General features: G+C 58.0%; 11 protein-coding genes and 1 pseudogene. 8 read left to right on the top strand and 4 right to left on the bottom strand.

The window, feature by feature from the left end:
- Positions 1 to 13 precede the first annotated feature (13 nt).
- Positions 14 to 1,234: an NADH:ubiquinone reductase (Na(+)-transporting) subunit F gene (gene nqrF / locus P2081_RS15495; protein ID WP_232405345.1), complete on the top strand. Its 1,221-nt coding sequence runs from the start codon at positions 14 to 16 to the stop codon at positions 1,232 to 1,234.
- Between the two features lie 139 nt (positions 1,235 to 1,373).
- Here nqrF and P2081_RS15490 read toward each other — a convergent pair whose 3' ends face one another.
- Entirely contained in the window at positions 1,374 to 2,405 is a 1,032-nt protein-coding gene (locus P2081_RS15490; RefSeq protein ID WP_278923769.1) for a LacI family DNA-binding transcriptional regulator, read from the bottom strand.
- Positions 2,406 to 2,710: 305 nt separating this feature from the next.
- Here P2081_RS15490 and P2081_RS15485 point away from each other — a divergent pair, with 305 nt between their 5' ends.
- The 4 genes and pseudogenes from P2081_RS15485 to P2081_RS15470 all read left to right on the top strand — a co-directional run bounded on the left by P2081_RS15485 (position 2,711) and on the right by P2081_RS15470 (position 7,677).
- Positions 2,711 to 3,748 (top strand): TRAP transporter substrate-binding protein, encoded by a 1,038-nt coding sequence (locus P2081_RS15485; protein ID WP_278923768.1) that lies wholly within the window; start codon positions 2,711 to 2,713, stop codon positions 3,746 to 3,748.
- A gap of 69 nt (positions 3,749 to 3,817) precedes the next feature.
- A pseudogene (locus P2081_RS15480) lies at positions 3,818 to 4,381 on the top strand (TRAP transporter small permease subunit); the annotation flags it as partial.
- 156 nt (positions 4,382 to 4,537) lie between these two features.
- Positions 4,538 to 5,827 (top strand): TRAP transporter large permease, encoded by a 1,290-nt coding sequence (locus P2081_RS15475; protein WP_278923848.1) that lies wholly within the window; start codon positions 4,538 to 4,540, stop codon positions 5,825 to 5,827.
- A 53-nt stretch (positions 5,828 to 5,880) separates the two neighbouring features.
- A complete protein-coding gene (locus tag P2081_RS15470; protein ID WP_278923767.1) occupies positions 5,881 to 7,677 on the top strand; it encodes an IlvD/Edd family dehydratase in 1,797 nt (598 codons plus the stop codon).
- Between the two features lie 17 nt (positions 7,678 to 7,694).
- On the opposite strand, the gene P2081_RS15465 is transcribed toward P2081_RS15470, so the two are convergent.
- The gene (locus P2081_RS15465) at positions 7,695 to 8,135 is read right to left on the bottom strand and encodes a MarR family winged helix-turn-helix transcriptional regulator (RefSeq protein WP_278923766.1); all 441 of its coding nucleotides are present in this window, start codon (positions 8,133 to 8,135) and stop codon (positions 7,695 to 7,697) included.
- A 163-nt stretch (positions 8,136 to 8,298) separates the two neighbouring features.
- Between P2081_RS15465 and P2081_RS15460 the strand changes: the two genes are divergently transcribed.
- Genes P2081_RS15460 through arsJ form a run of 3 tightly spaced genes read left to right on the top strand, consistent with a single transcriptional unit; the run spans position 8,299 to position 11,440 of the window.
- Positions 8,299 to 9,189 carry an arsenate reductase/protein-tyrosine-phosphatase family protein gene (locus P2081_RS15460; protein WP_278923765.1) on the top strand — a complete coding sequence of 297 codons (891 nt, stop codon included), beginning with the start codon at positions 8,299 to 8,301 and terminating at the stop codon, positions 9,187 to 9,189.
- Positions 9,186 to 10,184, top strand: coding sequence for an ArsJ-associated glyceraldehyde-3-phosphate dehydrogenase (locus P2081_RS15455; protein ID WP_278923764.1), 999 nt, complete (start codon positions 9,186 to 9,188; stop codon positions 10,182 to 10,184). The genes P2081_RS15460 and P2081_RS15455 overlap by 4 nt, the downstream gene beginning before the upstream one ends.
- A gap of 14 nt (positions 10,185 to 10,198) precedes the next feature.
- Positions 10,199 to 11,440 (top strand): organoarsenical effux MFS transporter ArsJ, encoded by a 1,242-nt coding sequence (gene arsJ / locus P2081_RS15450; RefSeq protein ID WP_438826542.1) that lies wholly within the window; start codon positions 10,199 to 10,201, stop codon positions 11,438 to 11,440.
- Between the two features lie 62 nt (positions 11,441 to 11,502).
- Here the strand turns inward: arsJ and P2081_RS15445 are convergent, their stop codons facing one another.
- Positions 11,503 to 14,646, bottom strand: a complete 3,144-nt coding sequence (locus tag P2081_RS15445) for an efflux RND transporter permease subunit (protein WP_278923762.1) — start codon at positions 14,644 to 14,646, stop codon at positions 11,503 to 11,505.
- A gap of 5 nt (positions 14,647 to 14,651) precedes the next feature.
- Entirely contained in the window at positions 14,652 to 15,749 is a 1,098-nt protein-coding gene (locus P2081_RS15440; RefSeq protein ID WP_278923761.1) for an efflux RND transporter periplasmic adaptor subunit, read from the bottom strand.
- Positions 15,750 to 15,932 lie beyond the last annotated feature (183 nt).

Genomic DNA, 15,932 nt, shown 5'->3' with positions numbered 1-15,932 from the left:
AGGGGCTGGAAATATGGCGACCTTTGGACTTGGCATTGTCCTTTTCACCCTGATCGTTCTGGCGCTTGTCAGCATTATCATTGCAGCCCGTTCCAAGCTGGTGTCGACTGGTAATGTGAACATCACCATAAACGGCGAAAAAACCATTTCCGTGCCTGCGGGTGGTAAACTGCTGCAGACGCTGGCGGCGGAAAAGCTGTTTGTGCCTTCGGCCTGTGGCGGTGGCGGTACCTGTGCCCAGTGCCGGGTACGCGTGCATTCCGGCGGCGGTTCTATCCTGCCCACCGAAGAGGGCCATATCACCAAACGCGAAGCCGGCTGCGGCGACCGTCTGTCCTGTCAGGTCGCGGTCAAGCAGGACATGGAAGTTGAAGTGCCCGAAGAGGTGTTTGGCGTCAAAAAGTGGGAATGCACCGTGCGTTCCAACGAAAACGTCGCCACTTTCATCAAGGCGCTGGTCCTGGACCTGCCCGAAGGCGAAAACGTCGATTTCCGCGCGGGTGGTTATATCCAGATCGAGGCCCCGGCCCATGCGTTGAAATACACCGATTTTGACATCGAAGAAGAGTATCGCGGCGATTGGGACCGCTTCAATGTCTGGCAGTATGAATCCGTGGTGTCAGAGCCGGTTGAACGCGCCTATTCCATGGCCAACTATCCGGAAGAAAAGGGCATGATCATGCTCAATGTGCGGGTTGCGTCGCCGCCACCCGGTTCAGAAGGTATCCCTGCCGGTCAGATGTCGAGCTACATCTTCAACCTGAAGCCCGGCGACAAGGTGACCATCTCGGGTCCCTTTGGCGAATTCTTCGCGCGAGATACCAAGAAGGAAATGATCTTTGTGGGCGGCGGGGCCGGTATGGCACCAATGCGCAGCCATATCTTTGACCAGCTGAAGCGGTTGAATACGGATCGCAAGATTAGCTTCTGGTATGGTGCACGTTCCAAGCGCGAGATGTTCTTTGTCGAGGATTTCGACGGCCTGGCCGCTGAAAACCCCAACTTCGAATGGCACGTGGCGCTGTCGGATGCGATGCCCGAGGACGAGTGGACTGGCTATACCGGCTTTATCCATAACATCCTGTTCGAGGAATATCTGAAGAACCACCCGGCACCGGAAGACTGCGAATACTACATGTGTGGTCCGCCCATCATGAACCAATCGGTGATCAACATGCTCCTTGATCTTGGCGTTGACCGCGAAGACATCATGCTGGACGATTTTGGCGGTTAATCCCGCCGGTTTGCCCTTGATTTGATTGCGGAAATTCAAAACGGTCCCCCGGTTTTCGGGGGGCCGTTTTGGGTTGAGCACGAGCGTAGCCGCGGGTTCCCAACAGGGCAGGGGCGGGGCCTATGCAGCAGGCATGGTCTTATGGATCTGGCGTTGCGGGTGGCTGGGTGGCAATCAGCCCAAGGTCGATTTCAGGGCGCAGTTCCTGCTTGATTGGGGCCAATGGCGCGCCGCTGGCCACCGCCTGTAAAATCATCCGCACGGCGGCTTCGCCGATTTCGTGGCGCGGGGTGCGTGTGGTGCCGATCCTGCCCGGCACGCCAGAAATAAAATCAAGCCCGTTGCAGCCGACCAATCCGACCTGATCCGGGATGGCAACCTGTAAGTCATTGAAATAATGATAGCCACCAGCGGCCAGATCATCGTTGGAGTAATAAATGCAATCAAGATCCGGGTGATCCTGCCACAATGCCTGGGTCAGGCGGCGACCAGTTGCAATTGAGGAAAACCCAGGATCCTGGCGCTGCGCCACCAGCCTGACATCGGCCTGCTGCAACCCCGCAAGGAAGCCATCAAAACGCTTTTGGGCGCGGTTGTCCTGACCAAGCCCACAGCCGATATACCCGATGCGTTTTCTGCCGCTTTGCACCAGGGCCTGCGCCATGTCAAAGCCGACCTGATGATGCGAAAACCCGACGCAGCCGCCAATGGGGTCGCCGTCGGTATCCATGATCTGCACCACTGGAATGTCGGCCTCGACTAGCAGTTTTGCGGTGTCGGCGGGAAATTCCAGGCCAGTGACAATCAGCCCGGTGGGCCGCCAGGACAGCATGTTGCGCACCACCTCGTATTCGCGTTCCGGGTCGTATTCGGTGATGCCGCAAACGGGCTGCAATCCGGTCCCATAGAGCGTCTCTGTGATGCCGTTCAGCACATGCGAAAAGACGATGTTTTCAAGGTTGGGCAGCACCACGCCGATCAGGTCGGTGGCTTTCCCGGCAAGAGAGGAGGCAAGGTGATTCCCGACATAGCCGATTTCGCGCGCGGCCTTTTGCACCCGCATGATACTGCGCTGTGACACGTCCTTGTCCCCTCGCAGGGCGCGCGAGGCAGTCATCTTGCTGACCCCGGCAGCCAAGGCAACGTCCTGCAAGGTCTTTCTCTTGTGCATTGTTTCAACCTGTTGTTGACCAAAGGTAATGTCGCGCGGCCCCCGATTTTTGCCAACTTAGTGGACGCGGCGGCCAATAGCAAAGCGTTGAAACGCGTTGACCTGTGGATGGAAATTCGCGCATGGTACCGATACCGGTTTCGATACCAGTTGGGAGGCTGGAGAAACCGGTGCACCATTTTGGTGGAATATGTTGCCGCCGCAAAGCCCGCAGGGGTGCAGCCATAGGGGGCGGTTGGGATGCGGGGCCTAGCCTTCGCACATAGGAGCGGTCGGGCGAAACCGGCCTGTAAGGGAGAACAACGATGATCAAGAATTTTGTAAAATTTCCACGGTCCGCAGCGCTGAGCCTTACCGCGCTGGCGGCCCTGGCCGCGCCTCTAGCTGCGCAAGAGCATCAGTGGACATTCCAGACCTCTGCCCAGGCGGGGGACAATTTCTTTGCGATCGAGGAAGAATGGGCCGAGCGGGTCAAGACCATGTCAAACGGACGGCTGGAAATCACTATTGTTCCAGTCGGTTCTGTGGTGGCGCATGGCGAAACCCTGGATGCGGTAGGGGCCGGTATCCTACAGGGGCATATGACCGATCCGTCCTATTTTTCCGGCAAGGATCCGGCTTTTGCCATGCTGGGAAATCTGGTTGGTGCCTGGTCAGATCCGCAGCAGATGTTCAACTACATGAACTATGGAGGCGGGATGGAGCTCTATAACGAACTGGTAAATCCCTACGGTTTGCAGTTTCTCGGTGCCTCGGCCACTGGGGTAGAGGCGTTCTTGTCGACCCGGCCGCTCAATACTGTGGACGATCTGAAGGGGCTGAAAATGCGCGCGCCCGAAGGCATGGTGCAAGAGGTCTTCGCCGCCGCCGGGGCTGCCCCGGTGAACCTGCCTGGATCCGAGGTCTATACCTCACTGGAAAAAGGCGTGATTGACGCGGCCGATTATACCGTGTTTTCCACCAACCATGCGCAGGGCATGCATGAATTTGCCAACTATCCTATCTATCCGGGGTTTCATTCGATGCCGGTGGTGGATGTGTCGATGAACAAGGGAATCTACGACAGCCTGCCTGCCGATTTGAAGGAAATTCTCGCAGTTTCTGTGCGTGACTTCGCCCAGGATATGGTGGCGCGGTTGGATATGGCCAATGCGGTGGCCGTCGCCGAAGCCATGGCCGATCCAGAGGTCACGGTGATCAACTGGCCCGACGAAGAGCGCGCCAAATTCCGCGGTATCGCCCAGACGCAGTGGGCGCAATGGGCTGATCGTTCAGAAATGGCCGGCAAGGCCTATGAAAGCGTCTCTGCCTATCTGATTTCGGCCGGTCTTTTGGCCAAATAGCATAGATCTCAGACAGAAGAGGAGGGGCTTTGCGGCCCCTCCTTTATCCGGGGCGGGAAAGAATTGCGCATGGCACAGGACACAACAGTGGATTTTGCGGCTGAGGCCGAAGCGCAGATTGAAGCGCTGAAACAGGCACATGAAGCCGATAGCGGTGGTGCGCAGACCAGGCTGGATCGCGGGATCCTGTCGCTGGGCGGTGGCGTTGCCTTTCTGTTTGCGATTTCAACGCTGGTGTCGATTTACGAAATTGTGATGCGCTATTTCTTTAGCGCCCCCACCATCTGGGCGCATGAAACGGTGATCGCGCTGGTGGCGGTGTGTTACCTGTTTGGCGGCGTGCAGTGTCTGGCATCGGACAAACATATCCGCATCGGGCTGATCTATTTTGACACCAAAGGCGGCACCCGTCGTCTGCTGGATCTGGTCAATGCCCTGCTGACCCTGTGTTTTGCCGTCGCCATTGCCTATGCCGCTTATAGTATGGTGGAAAAATCCTGGTGGACCCCGCAGGGGGATCTGCGGCTAGAACGTTCTGGTTCCGCCTGGAACCCGGTGACCCCGGCGCTGGTCAAAATGGCGCTTTTTCTGGCAGCGGTGGTGCTGACCCTGCAATCGCTTGGTCATATCTGGGTGGCAGTTAAAGGCACTGGGCATCGCCAATCCTGCCAGGAACCGCCCAGCAAATCCGCGATGATTGGGATTGCGCTGGTCTTTGCCATTCTTCTGGCGGTCTGCGCAGTGCTGTTCACACAGGGGCGCAGTCTGGGCATAGAGATCAGTTCCTGGATGCTGGTGGGCAGCATTATGGTAATGATCCTGACTGGCATTCCGCTGGCCTTTGTGACCGGGTTGATTGCAATCCTGTTTACCCTGGCCTGGTTTGGCCCCATGGGAGTGCCGCTGGTGTCCAGCCGGATCTATTCCTTTGTGAATGAATATGTCCTGGTGGCGATCCCGATGTTTGTGCTGATGGCCTCATTGCTGGACCGCTCTGGCATGGCGCGCGATCTTTATGACGCGATGCGCATTGTGGCGGGGCGATTGCGCGGTGGCGTCGCGATCCAGACGCTGGTCGCTGCGGTGTTTCTGGCGGCGATTTCTGGTATTATTGGCGGCGAAATTGTGCTGTTGGGTCTGATTGCACTGCCGCAGATGCTACGGCTGGGCTACAATCGGGCGCTGGCCATTGGCACCGTCTGCGCGGGCGGATCACTGGGGACGATGATTCCACCGTCGATCGTATTAATCGTCTATGGGCTGACATCCGGCGTTTCCATTGGCGATCTGTTTCTGGCCACGGTGCTGCCTGGCTTGATGCTGGCAAGCTTTTATATTCTCTATATCTATGTGCGCTGCACGATTTCGCCGGATATGGCACCTGCGCTGTCGGCTGAAGAGCAAGACATTCCCATGGCGGAAAAACTGGCCAAGCTGAAAGGTGTGGTGCTGCCCTTTGGGGTGGCGGTGTTGGTGCTGGGGTCGATCTATGGCGGGGTTGCATCGGTGACCGAGGCAGCGGCGATGGGCGTCATGGGTGTGTTTCTGTCGGCGGCAATCCGGCGGGAAGTCAGCTGGGCGCTGATCCGCGACAGTCTGCAGCAGACGCTGGAAACCTGTGGTATGATCATCTGGATTGGTGTTGGCGCCGCCGCCCTGGTTGGCGTTTACAACCTGATGGGTGGGAACCGCTTTATTGAGGGCGCAATTCTGGCCAGCGATGCGTCGCCTGCGGTGGTCGTCCTGATCATGATGGCGATCCTACTTGTGCTTGGCCTGTTCATGGATTGGATTGGCATCGCGCTGCTGACCATGCCAATCTTTGTACCGATCATCATCAAACTGGGCATGGATCCGGTCTGGTTCGGCATTCTTTTTGCGATGAACATGCAGGTCAGCTACCTGTCGCCCCCCTTTGGTCCAGCGGCCTTTTATCTGAAATCGGTCGCGCCAAGGGATATGAGCCTGGCGGAAATCTTCCGCGCGCTTTTGCCCTTTATCGCCATTCAAATCATTGCGCTGGCGATTGTCTTCATGGTGCCTGATGTGGCGCTTTGGCTGCCCAACTGGCTGGACTGACCGGCCAGGTGGCATCTTCAGTTTTGTTATGACTATTCAAGTGAAAGACCCCGATGACCAAATTCAATCCAAAAAATCTGCGATCGCGCCAGTGGTTTGACAATCCGGATGATCCGGAAATGACTGCGCTCTATCTGGAGCGGTATATCAACTACGGGCTGACCTGGGAGGAGCTGCGGGAGGATAGGCCGATCATTGGCATCGCCCAGACCGGTAGTGATCTGAGCCCCTGTAACCGCCACCATCTGGAGCTGACCAAGCGGGTGCGCGACGGGATTATTGCCGCCGGGGGAACGCCGCTGGAGATCCCGGTGCATCCCATTCAGGAAACCGGCAAACGCCCCACAGCCAACCTGGATCGCAACCTCACATATCTGGGGCTGGTTGAGGCACTGCATGGCTATCCTATTGATGCGGTGGTGTTGAACATTGGCTGCGACAAGACCACGCCTGCATTGTTGATGGCGGCTGCCACGGTGGATATCCCGGCGATTGCGCTTTCTGTGGGGCCAATGCTGAACGGTTGGCTGAACGGCAAACGTACCGGGTCGGGCACCATCATCTGGAAGGCGCGTCAGATGCTGGCCGCAGGTGAAATCGACGAGGCACAGTTTCTTGAAATGGCGGCGTCCTCGGTGCCATCGGTGGGTTATTGCAACACTATGGGCACCGCAAGCACGATGAATTCCCTGGCCGAGGTTCTGGGGATGCAGCTGCCCGGATCGGCGGCAATTCCGGCACCGCTGCGGGAACGGGGGCAGATGTCCTACCGCACTGGCCAGCGGATAGTCGAAATGGTGCATGAAGACCTGAAGCCATCCGATATCATGACGCGCGGCGCCTTTGAAAATGCCATTGCAATGTGTTCTGCCTTGGGTGGGTCAACCAATGCACCAATCCATCTGAACGCCATTGCCCGCCATCTGGGGCTGGAATTGAACAACGCCGATTGGGAGGCCTTCGGCCATGATGTGCCCCTGCTGACCAATCTGCAGCCCGCTGGCGACTATTTGGCAGAAGATTTCCACCGTGCCGGCGGGGTGCCTGCGGTGGCGGGGGAAATGCTACAGGCTGGTTTGATCCCGGCACCGGATATCAAGGGCTGTCTGGGGCGCAGTTTTGCGGAAAACTATGAAGATTACCGCAGCGGTGAACCAGACGTGATCCGCTCAATCGAAACGCAGCTGAAACCTGCCTCTGGCTTTTTGAACCTGTCGGGCAATCTGTTCGACAGCGCCATCATGAAAACTTCGGTGGTATCCGAAGGGTTTCGCCGCGCCTATCTATCCAATCCCGATGACCCCGATGCCTTTGAAGGCAGCGCGCTGGTCTTTGACGGACCAGAGGATTTTCACGCCCGTATCGATGACCCGGCGTTGCAGGCCGATCAGAATTCTATTCTGGTGATGCGCGGCACCGGGCCGCTTGGCTATCCCGGTGGCGCCGAGGTGGTCAATATGCGGCCCCCCGCCTATTTGCTGAAACAGGGGATCAAAGAGCTGCCCTGCATTGGCGATGGCCGTCAATCGGGGACGTCTGGCTCGCCCTCTATCCTGAATGCCGCCCCAGAGGCGGCCGCGGGTGGCGGGCTGGCCATCTTGCGGTCAGGGGATAAGATCCGCGTTGATCTGGGGAAGCGCCGGGTCATGGTGGATCTTTCCGAAGATGAGATAACGGAAAGATACCAAGCGCTTGCCGATTCTGGTGGCTATCCTGTGCCGCCGTCGCAGACACCCTGGCAGCAGATCTTTCGGGACTACGTGACCCAGTTTGATGAAGGGATGATCCTGCGCGGCGCCGCTGATTTCCGCGCCATCGCCCGCAAACATCTGCCGCGCAACAATCACTAGGGCGCTTTGGGGCTGACCTAGCTTGGGTCTTGGTTCCGGTCCTGCCCCAAGGCTTTGCTGGCAAGCTGCAAGAAGGTGGCGCGTTCGTCGATGCTGAGCGCGCCGAGCATGTCGTCTTTTTGGGCGTTGACCAGGGGTAGAACCTGATCATAGAGCGCCTGCCCCCGATCCGTCAGCCGCACATCGCGCGCCCGGCGATCCCGGGTGCTGACGCTGCGCGCGACATAGCCTTTGTGTTCAAGCCGATCAATCACACCGCCAATGGTGGCGCGGTCATAGGCGATTTTTGCTGCGACCCCAGCCTGATCGATACCAGGATTTGAGGCGATGGTATCTAGGGCGGCAAACTGCACCGGGGTGAGATCAAACCCAGCCTCCTGCATGTGGTTAACAAAAATATGGGTCGAAGATTGATTCAGGCGACGGATCAAATGCCCCGCCATTTTCTGCACATTCATCGCCTTCCTCCTGCTGCGGCCTGCCGGGGCCTGTGTACTGCAACTTTCCCCCCGGTGGTAGTTTCTGGCCGATTGTTTTTCGCAGGAAACTGCGGGGGAGGCCGGGGCGGTTTTAGCAGTTTCGAGGTTGCATCAGGATTTCTATTTCGATAAAACGTGAAATATGGAAGAATCAATACCCCTCCGCCTGTCGATCCTGGGACACCCGCAGCGCCTTGCGGTATTTCGCCTGTTGATGCGTCGCTATCCAGATCGCGTCGCCGCGGGCGAAATTGCTGCCGCGCTTGGGATCAAGCCCAGCACCCTGTCTTCATATCTTTCGGCGCTGACCCTGGCCGACTTGGTCACCAAAACGCGTGAAGGCACATGGCAGCGCTATCAGATCAATATGACCGCCACGCGACAGACGCTTGATGCGCTCTATCTTGATTGCTGTCGCGGTCGCCCGGATCTTTGCGGCCCGACCGCAGATCCTGACATGAAAACTGATATGGAAACTGACCTGAATTCCGCCCCGACGTCTTTCGTGGCTGTAGATACATCCCAGCCCCGACCATATAACGTATTGTTCCTTTGCACTGGTAATTCGGCGCGCTCAATTTTCGCCGAAGCCATTTTGACCAACCTCGCCCCCGGCCGGTTCCGAACCTTTTCTGCCGGGACCACACCGCATACAGCGGTGAACCCGGTCGCCGCGGAAATGCTGAAAAGCAAAGGTCTGTGGCGCGAAGATCTGCACCCCAAACTGATACAAGAGATCATCGACAGTGGCGCGCCAAAGTTCGATTTTGTTTTCACCGTCTGTGATCAGGCGGCCAATGAAGAATGCCCCGCCTGGGAGGGGCAGCCGATCAGTGCCCATTGGGGGATGCCGGACCCGGTCAAGGCCACTGGGACTGAAGCCCAGAAGAGCCTTGCTTTTCAACAGGCCTATGGGGTGCTGCATCGCAGATTGCGGGCCTTTGCGGCCCTGCCTTTGCAACAGCTTGATCTGATTTCTCTGCAACACGCCGTTGATGGCATCGCCCAAGACCATGATGAGGATAAACCATGACCACCTACGCACTGAATGGCCTAGGCCGCATGGGCAAACTGGCACTGAAACCCCTGCTGGAAAGCGGGGCTGACATTGCCTGGATCAACGATGCGGTTGGCAACCCGGAAATGCACGCTCATCTGCTGGAGTTCGATTCCGTCCATGGCCGCTGGGACGCAGAATTCTGTCATGATGCAGAATCGATTACCGTCAACGGGACCCGGTTGCCGACGCTTTGCACTGCACGGCTGCAGGACCTGCCGCTTGATGGCGTTGATGTGGTGATCGATTGCACCGGGGTGTTCAAATCGGAGGCCAAGCTGGCCCCCTATTTCGAGGCGGGCGTAAAAAAGGTTGTGGTCTCGGCGCCGGTCAAGGACGGTGATGCGGCGAATATCGTCATGGGTGTCAATGAAGACATCTATGACCCCCTGCGCCACCGGATCGTCACCGCCGCTAGCTGCACCACCAACTGCCTGGCTCCGGTGGTCAAGGTGATCCATGACGCGCTTGGCATCAAGCATGGTTCTATCACCACGATCCATGATGTGACCAATACACAGACCATTGTCGACCGTCCTGCCAAAGACCTGCGTCGGGCGCGTTCTGCCCTGACCAATCTGATCCCGACCACCACCGGCAGCGCCACGGCGATCACGCTGATCTATCCCGAGCTGAAGGGCAAATTGAACGGCCACGCAGTGCGGGTGCCGCTGTTGAATGCTTCGATCACCGATTGCGTGTTTGAGGTGGAGCGTGAAACCACGGCAGAAGAGGTCAATGCCCTGTTCCAAGCTGCCGCTGACGGGCCATTGCAGGGTATCCTGGGCTATGAAGAGCGGCCGCTGGTGTCGGCCGATTACACCAATGACCAGCGTTCAAGCATTGTCGATGCGCCTTCGACCATGGTGGTGAATGGCACCCAGGTGAAGATCTACGCCTGGTATGACAATGAAATGGGCTATGCCTACCGGCTGGTGGATGTGGCCCGCATGGTTGGGGATCAGCTGTGACAGAGCGTGGCGGGATGGCGGCCTATGTTGCGGTAACTGCTTCTTACTGGGCCTTCATGCTGACCGATGGCGCGTTGCGCATGCTGGTGCTTCTGCATTTCCACACGCTGGGCTTTTCGCCGGTGCAGCTGGCCTATCTGTTTGTTCTGTATGAAATTGCAGGCGTGGTGACCAATCTATCGGCGGGCTGGATTGCGGCACGCTTTGGCCTGGCGGCGACGCTCTATGGCGGGCTTGCCCTGCAGGTGGTGGCACTGTTGTTGCTGACGCAGCTGGATCCCAGCTGGCAGATTGCTGCCTCGGTCAGCTTTGTGATGTTGGTGCAGGGGCTGTCGGGGGTGGCCAAGGATCTGGCGAAGATGTCATCAAAATCGGCGGTCAAATTGCTGGCGCCGACACAGGGCGACGGCTTGTTTCGCTGGGTTGCGGCGTTGACCGGATCCAAGAACGCGATCAAGGGCCTGGGCTTTTTGCTGGGCGCGGGCCTGCTGGCGACGGCGGGTTTCACCGCCTCGGTACTGGCGATGGCGCTGATCCTGGCGGTTATTCTGGGCGCGGTTCTGGTGGCGATGCCAAAGGGATTGCCTGTTGGGCGCAGGGGGGCAAAATTCTCTGAGGTGTTTTCAAAATCCCGTAGCATCAATTGGCTGTCGGCTGCGCGGGTGTTCCTGTTTGGCGCCAGAGACATATGGTTTGTGGTGGGCATCCCAGTCTATTTTTACGCGGTGTTTTCCGATGGCAGCGAAGCCGGAAATCGCTCAGCGTTTTTCTTGATTGGCAGTTTCATGGCACTTTGGACCATCCTCTATGGCGGTGTTCAGGCAAGTTCTCCACGGCTGTTGCGGGCGGCACAGCGCAGCCAGGCAGAGCTGGCGGCATCGGCGCGCAACTGGGCCGCCGCTTTGGCGTTGATCCCGGCGGTTCTGACCGGGGCTGTTGCCCTGTCAGGCGGAACGGCACCCTGGCTGACAGGGGTGCTTATCCTGGGCCTGTTGGCATTTGGGGCGGTGTTTGCGGTGAACTCGGCGTTGCATTCCTATCTGATCCTTGCCTTCAGCAAAGCCGAGCGGGTCAGCATGGATGTGGGGTTCTACTACACCGCAAATGCGGCTGGACGGCTGATTGGCACGGTCCTGTCGGGGGCGATGTATCAGATGGGTGGGTTGGTGGCCTGTCTCGGGGCGGCTGCGGCCATGGTTGTTTGCAGCACGCTGGCGGTGGCGCAGCTCCGTGATGAAGCTTCGGTTTCTGCATAGGGCGGAGGCAATCGGCATGGCAAAGCGCAGGGCACCGTGACGCCCTGCGCTTTGCCGTCACATCAGGCCTCTGGCTGTGCTGGGGCATTGCCCGCAGTTGGCCCGGTTCCCTTGATCCATTCCCGCAGGCTTTGCAGTAGCACATAAAGAACGGGCACGATGATCACGCCCAGAACCGTTGCCGCCAGCATACCGCCAAAGACGGCGATACCGATGGCCTTCTGGCTGGCCGCGCCCGCGCCGCTGGCGGCCAGCAGGGGCACCACGCCCAGCAGAAAGGACAGCGCCGTCATCATCACCGCCCGGAAGCGCTGGCTGGCGGCCTCTAGCGCGGCTTCGCGGATTGTAAGGCCACTGGCGCGCCGCTCCATCGCGAACTCGACAATCAGAATAGCGTTCTTTGAGGCGAGGCCGATCAGCATGATCATTCCGATCTGGGTGTATAGATTGACGTCGCCGCCAGTCACCGACACTGCGGCCAAGGCACCAAACAGCGCCACCGTCACCGAGAGCAGGATGCCAATCGGCATGGTCCAGCTTTCATATTGCGCCACCAGGAAGAGATAGCCAAACATCACTGCCATAATCAGAATGACCACCACGAGCCCGCCAGAGGCCTGCTGTTGCTGCGCTGTTCCTGTCCATTCAAAGGCATAGCCTGGGGGCAGGGCGGTTGCCGCCTCGGCTTCGAGCACCCGAATGGCATCTCCGGTGGACAGCCCCGGTGCAGGCACCGCCGTCACCGTTGCCGAGCGGAACATATTGTAGCGGTTTAGTGCCACCGGCCCCAGTTCCTTGCGCACGGTGATCAGCGCCCCAAGGGGCACCATATCGCCGCTCTGCGAGCGCACATATAGCGTGTTGAGGTCCTCGACCGTGTCGCGATATTCACCATCGGCTTGCAGCATAACCCGGTACACCCGGCCAAAGAGATTGAAATCGTTCACATAAAACGATCCCATATAGGCTTGCAGCGTCTGGAATACATCGGAAACAGCCACGTTGAGCGTCTTGGCTTTTTCGCGGTCCAGATCAACAAAGACCTTGGGCACATTGGCACGGAAGGTTGAATAGGACTGGGCGATTTCTGGGCTTTGGTTGGCAGCGTAGACCAGGGAACCAACGGCCGCAGATAAGTCCTGCGCTGATCCGCCGCCGGTTTGCTGCACCTTCATTTCCACCCCTGCGCTCATGCCGAGGCCTGAAATGGGCGGTGGGTTGAAGGCAATGACGCTGGCGCCGATTTCCTGATTGGCCACTGCAAGAATGTTTTTCAAAATGCCTTCGGCGCTAAGCTCGGGGCTGGTGCGTTCATCCCAGGGGTCAAGATTGGGAATAATCATCGCGCCGTTGGATCCGGAGCCGTTCATCAGGCTAAAGCCATTGACCAAAACGCTGGAGGATACCCCAGGGATTTCAAGGATTTTTGCGTTGATCCGATCAGTTACCACCTCTGTCCGTTCAAGCGAGGCAGCATCCGGCAATTGCACATCGACAAAGAGATATCCGTTATCCTCGGGCGGGATAAAACCTGCGGGCAGGGCCTTCATCAACCCGCTTGAACCAAAGATCACGGCGGCCAGAATGGCCACGGCAATCAGCGGCAACCGTACCATACGGCGCACGATGCCGACATATTGGCCGCGCACCCCGCTGATGCCCTGTTCAAATTTGGCCAGCAGGCCAGTGGGCGGTCCAGAGCGCGCCTTGAGGATCAGTGAGCATAAAGCCGGAGACAGCGTCAGCGCATTGATTGATGAAATTACCACGGCAGTCGAAATGGTCACCGCAAATTGCGAATACAGCCGCCCGGTGATACCCGGCATAAAGGTAACGGGGACAAAAACCGCCAAGAGTACCAAGGTGGTGGCAATCACTGGTCCAGTGATCTGGCCCATGGCCTTGCGGGTGGCATCTGCCGGGCTCAGCCCTTCTTCGGCAATGATACGTTCGACGTTTTCTACCACCACAATGGCATCATCCACCACGATACCAATCGCCAGCACCAGGGCAAAAAGCGATATGGTGTTCAGAGACATGTCAAAAGCCAGCAGGAAGGCAAATGTCCCGATCAAGGAGACCGGAATAGCGATGGCGGGAATAAGTGTAGCGCGCCAGCTTCCAAGAAAGATAAACACCACCGCGATCACCAGTGCAAAGGTCTGCATCAAGGTGGAGACAACATCCTTCAATGACTGATCTACAAATCGGGTTGAATCAAATGGTATGTCATAACGCACGTCATCTGGAAAGCTGACCGCCAGGCGTTCTATTTCGCTGCGAACCCCGTCGGCGACCGCCAGAGCATTGGCCCCTGGCGCCTGATAAACGGCCAGTACCGTGGCAGGTTTGCCGGAGTAGCGCCCCGAGGCATTGTAATAATTTGCGCCCAGTTCGACCCGCGCCACATCTTTCATGCGAACGATACTGCCGGCAGTGCCGGCGCGCAGCACGATGTTTTCAAACTCTTTTACACTGTTGAGCCGACCTTTGGATTTGATGGTATATTGAAATTGCTGGCCACTTGGGATCGGTGGGGTGCCGATCTGCCCGGCAGAAACTTCGAGGTTTTGTTCCCGGATCGCCTGGATCAGATCATTTGGCGTCAGTCCCAGGCCTGCCATACGGTTGGGATCCATCCACATCCGCATAGAGTATTCAAAATTCGTCAGGATGTCTGCCTTGCCAACTCCGGGAACCCGCGCCAAGGCGTCTTTCAGGTTGATGGCAGCGTAGTTGGATAGGAAGACTTCGTCGTAGGTACCATTGGGCGAGGAGAGCGCCGCGATCATCAACATGTTGGTGGATGATTTCTGGGTGACCACGCCCGACGTGGTCACCTCGCTAGGCAGCGAAGAGGTTGCCTGGGCCACGCGGTTTTGCACATTGACCGAGGCGATATCAGGGTCTGTGCCCACCTCGAATGTGACTGAAAGGGAATAGCCGCCGTTGTCGTTGCTGTCCGATGACATGTAAATCATGTCGTCGACGCCATTTACCTGGGCCTCGATTGGGGCCGCCACGGTGTTTTCCACCGTTTCGGAACTGGCACCGGTGTAATTGGCGCTGACGCTGACAACAGGCGGGGTGATTTCTGGGAACTGTTCAACTGGAAGGGTGAAATACCCAATGATCCCCATGATCGTCAAAACCAAAGAAATCACAAAAGATGTCTTGGGGCGCGCAATGAAAATTGAAGAAAACACGCTTGCTACTCCCCTGCGGTGCCGGACAGAACGGCATCAACCGTTACGCCGGGGCGCACCCGTTGCAGACCTTCAACAATCACGGTTTCGCCTTCGCGCAACCCCTCTTCGATGACCACGGTGGTTTCGACCTGGCGCCCCAGCGTGACATAGCGCTGTTCCACGGTCTGTTGAGTGCCGACCACCAGAACAAAATCGCCGCGCTGATCGCGCTGCACTGCGGCCAGAGGGATCATCAGCACCTCATGGGCTTCGGTGGCCTCAATGCGCAGATTCAGGAAAGAGCCATCGACGATCAGGCCACGGTTATTGGCAAATTCCGCCCGCAGGGTGATGGTGCCAGTGCTGGGGTCGATCTGGTTGTCGGCAAAGACTACCCGACCGATCTCTTCCAGTTCGGTGCCGTTTGGCAGGGTGACAAAGACATCCGGTGCCTTGGGATTGTTTGCAACCTCGCCGACTGTTGTGTCAAAGGATTCTATCACGGTCATCAACTGCTTTTCGGTCAGCGAGAACTCGACATAGATGGGGGCGGTGCGCAGCAGGTTGATCAACGGTGAGCTGCTGGGGCCAACCAGTTCACCGGGGCTGACCGAGGTGCGCCCGACCCGCCCGTCAAAGGGGGCGCGCACGGTTGTGTAGCTCAGATCCAACTTGGCCAGCTGGATGGCGGCTTCGGCCAGGTTGACCTGGGCCTGGGCGACATCACGGTTGGCGCGGGCGATATCGCGGTCTTCCTCGGTGCCGGATCCACGGCGAAACAGCTCTGCCTTGCGGCTTAATTCGATTTCGGCGAGGGACAGATTTGCCTGCGCCTGCGCCTTGTCGGCCTGTCTGGCGGCGAGCGTTGCCTCATAGGTATCGGCTTCGATCTTGAACAGCACATCACCGGCTGTAACCTCTTCGCCATCCTCAACCAGGATCTCTTCTACAAATCCGCTGACGCGGGCGACGATATCCACCTTGTTGATGGCTTCACCGCGGCCAATAAAGGCGACCTGGTCGATCAACTCGTCGCTGTACGCGGCAGCAATTGAAACTTTGGGAGTGGCGGCAGTCTCCTGTGCCAGGACAGGGCCGCTGCCGGGCAGGCTGATGGCCATAGTGAAGGCTGCTAAAAGGGTCGCCAGGCGTATTGAGTGACCTACATATGTCATGTGCAATACCTTGTTATATTTCGAACAAAGGCGGCGCCGCCTTTGGCGTTGAAAAACGTTCAAAAATATTCGCGCCAGTATTCGCAGGCGCGTTTCGACCTAGGCCTGTCTTGGCCTGTTTGGCAGACC

Source organism: Pseudophaeobacter profundi (genome assembly GCF_029697505.1).
GTDB classification, from domain to species: Bacteria; Pseudomonadota; Alphaproteobacteria; order Rhodobacterales; family Rhodobacteraceae; genus Pseudophaeobacter; species Pseudophaeobacter profundi.
Note: the sequence above shows the minus strand (reverse complement) of the source record. Positions and strands in the feature narration are given on the sequence as shown.

What these genes read in the sequence shown, in the direction of transcription:
- P2081_RS15475 (WP_278923848.1), top strand. Translation starts at nt 4,538, where the DNA reads ATGCTGGTGGGCAGCATTATGGTAATGATCCTGACTGGCATTCCGCTG.
- P2081_RS15485 (WP_278923768.1), top strand. Translation starts at nt 2,711, where the DNA reads ATGATCAAGAATTTTGTAAAATTTCCACGGTCCGCAGCGCTGAGCCTT.
- arsJ (WP_438826542.1), top strand. Translation starts at nt 10,199, where the DNA reads ATGGCGGCCTATGTTGCGGTAACTGCTTCTTACTGGGCCTTCATGCTG.
- P2081_RS15455 (WP_278923764.1), top strand. Translation starts at nt 9,186, where the DNA reads ATGACCACCTACGCACTGAATGGCCTAGGCCGCATGGGCAAACTGGCA.
- P2081_RS15470 (WP_278923767.1), top strand. Translation starts at nt 5,881, where the DNA reads ATGACCAAATTCAATCCAAAAAATCTGCGATCGCGCCAGTGGTTTGAC.
- P2081_RS15465 (WP_278923766.1), bottom strand. Translation starts at nt 8,135, where the DNA reads ATGAATGTGCAGAAAATGGCGGGGCATTTGATCCGTCGCCTGAATCAA.
- P2081_RS15440 (WP_278923761.1), bottom strand. Translation starts at nt 15,749, where the DNA reads ATGGCCATCAGCCTGCCCGGCAGCGGCCCTGTCCTGGCACAGGAGACT.
- P2081_RS15490 (WP_278923769.1), bottom strand. Translation starts at nt 2,405, where the DNA reads ATGCACAAGAGAAAGACCTTGCAGGACGTTGCCTTGGCTGCCGGGGTC.
- P2081_RS15460 (WP_278923765.1), top strand. Translation starts at nt 8,299, where the DNA reads ATGGAAGAATCAATACCCCTCCGCCTGTCGATCCTGGGACACCCGCAG.
- nqrF (WP_232405345.1), top strand. Translation starts at nt 14, where the DNA reads ATGGCGACCTTTGGACTTGGCATTGTCCTTTTCACCCTGATCGTTCTG.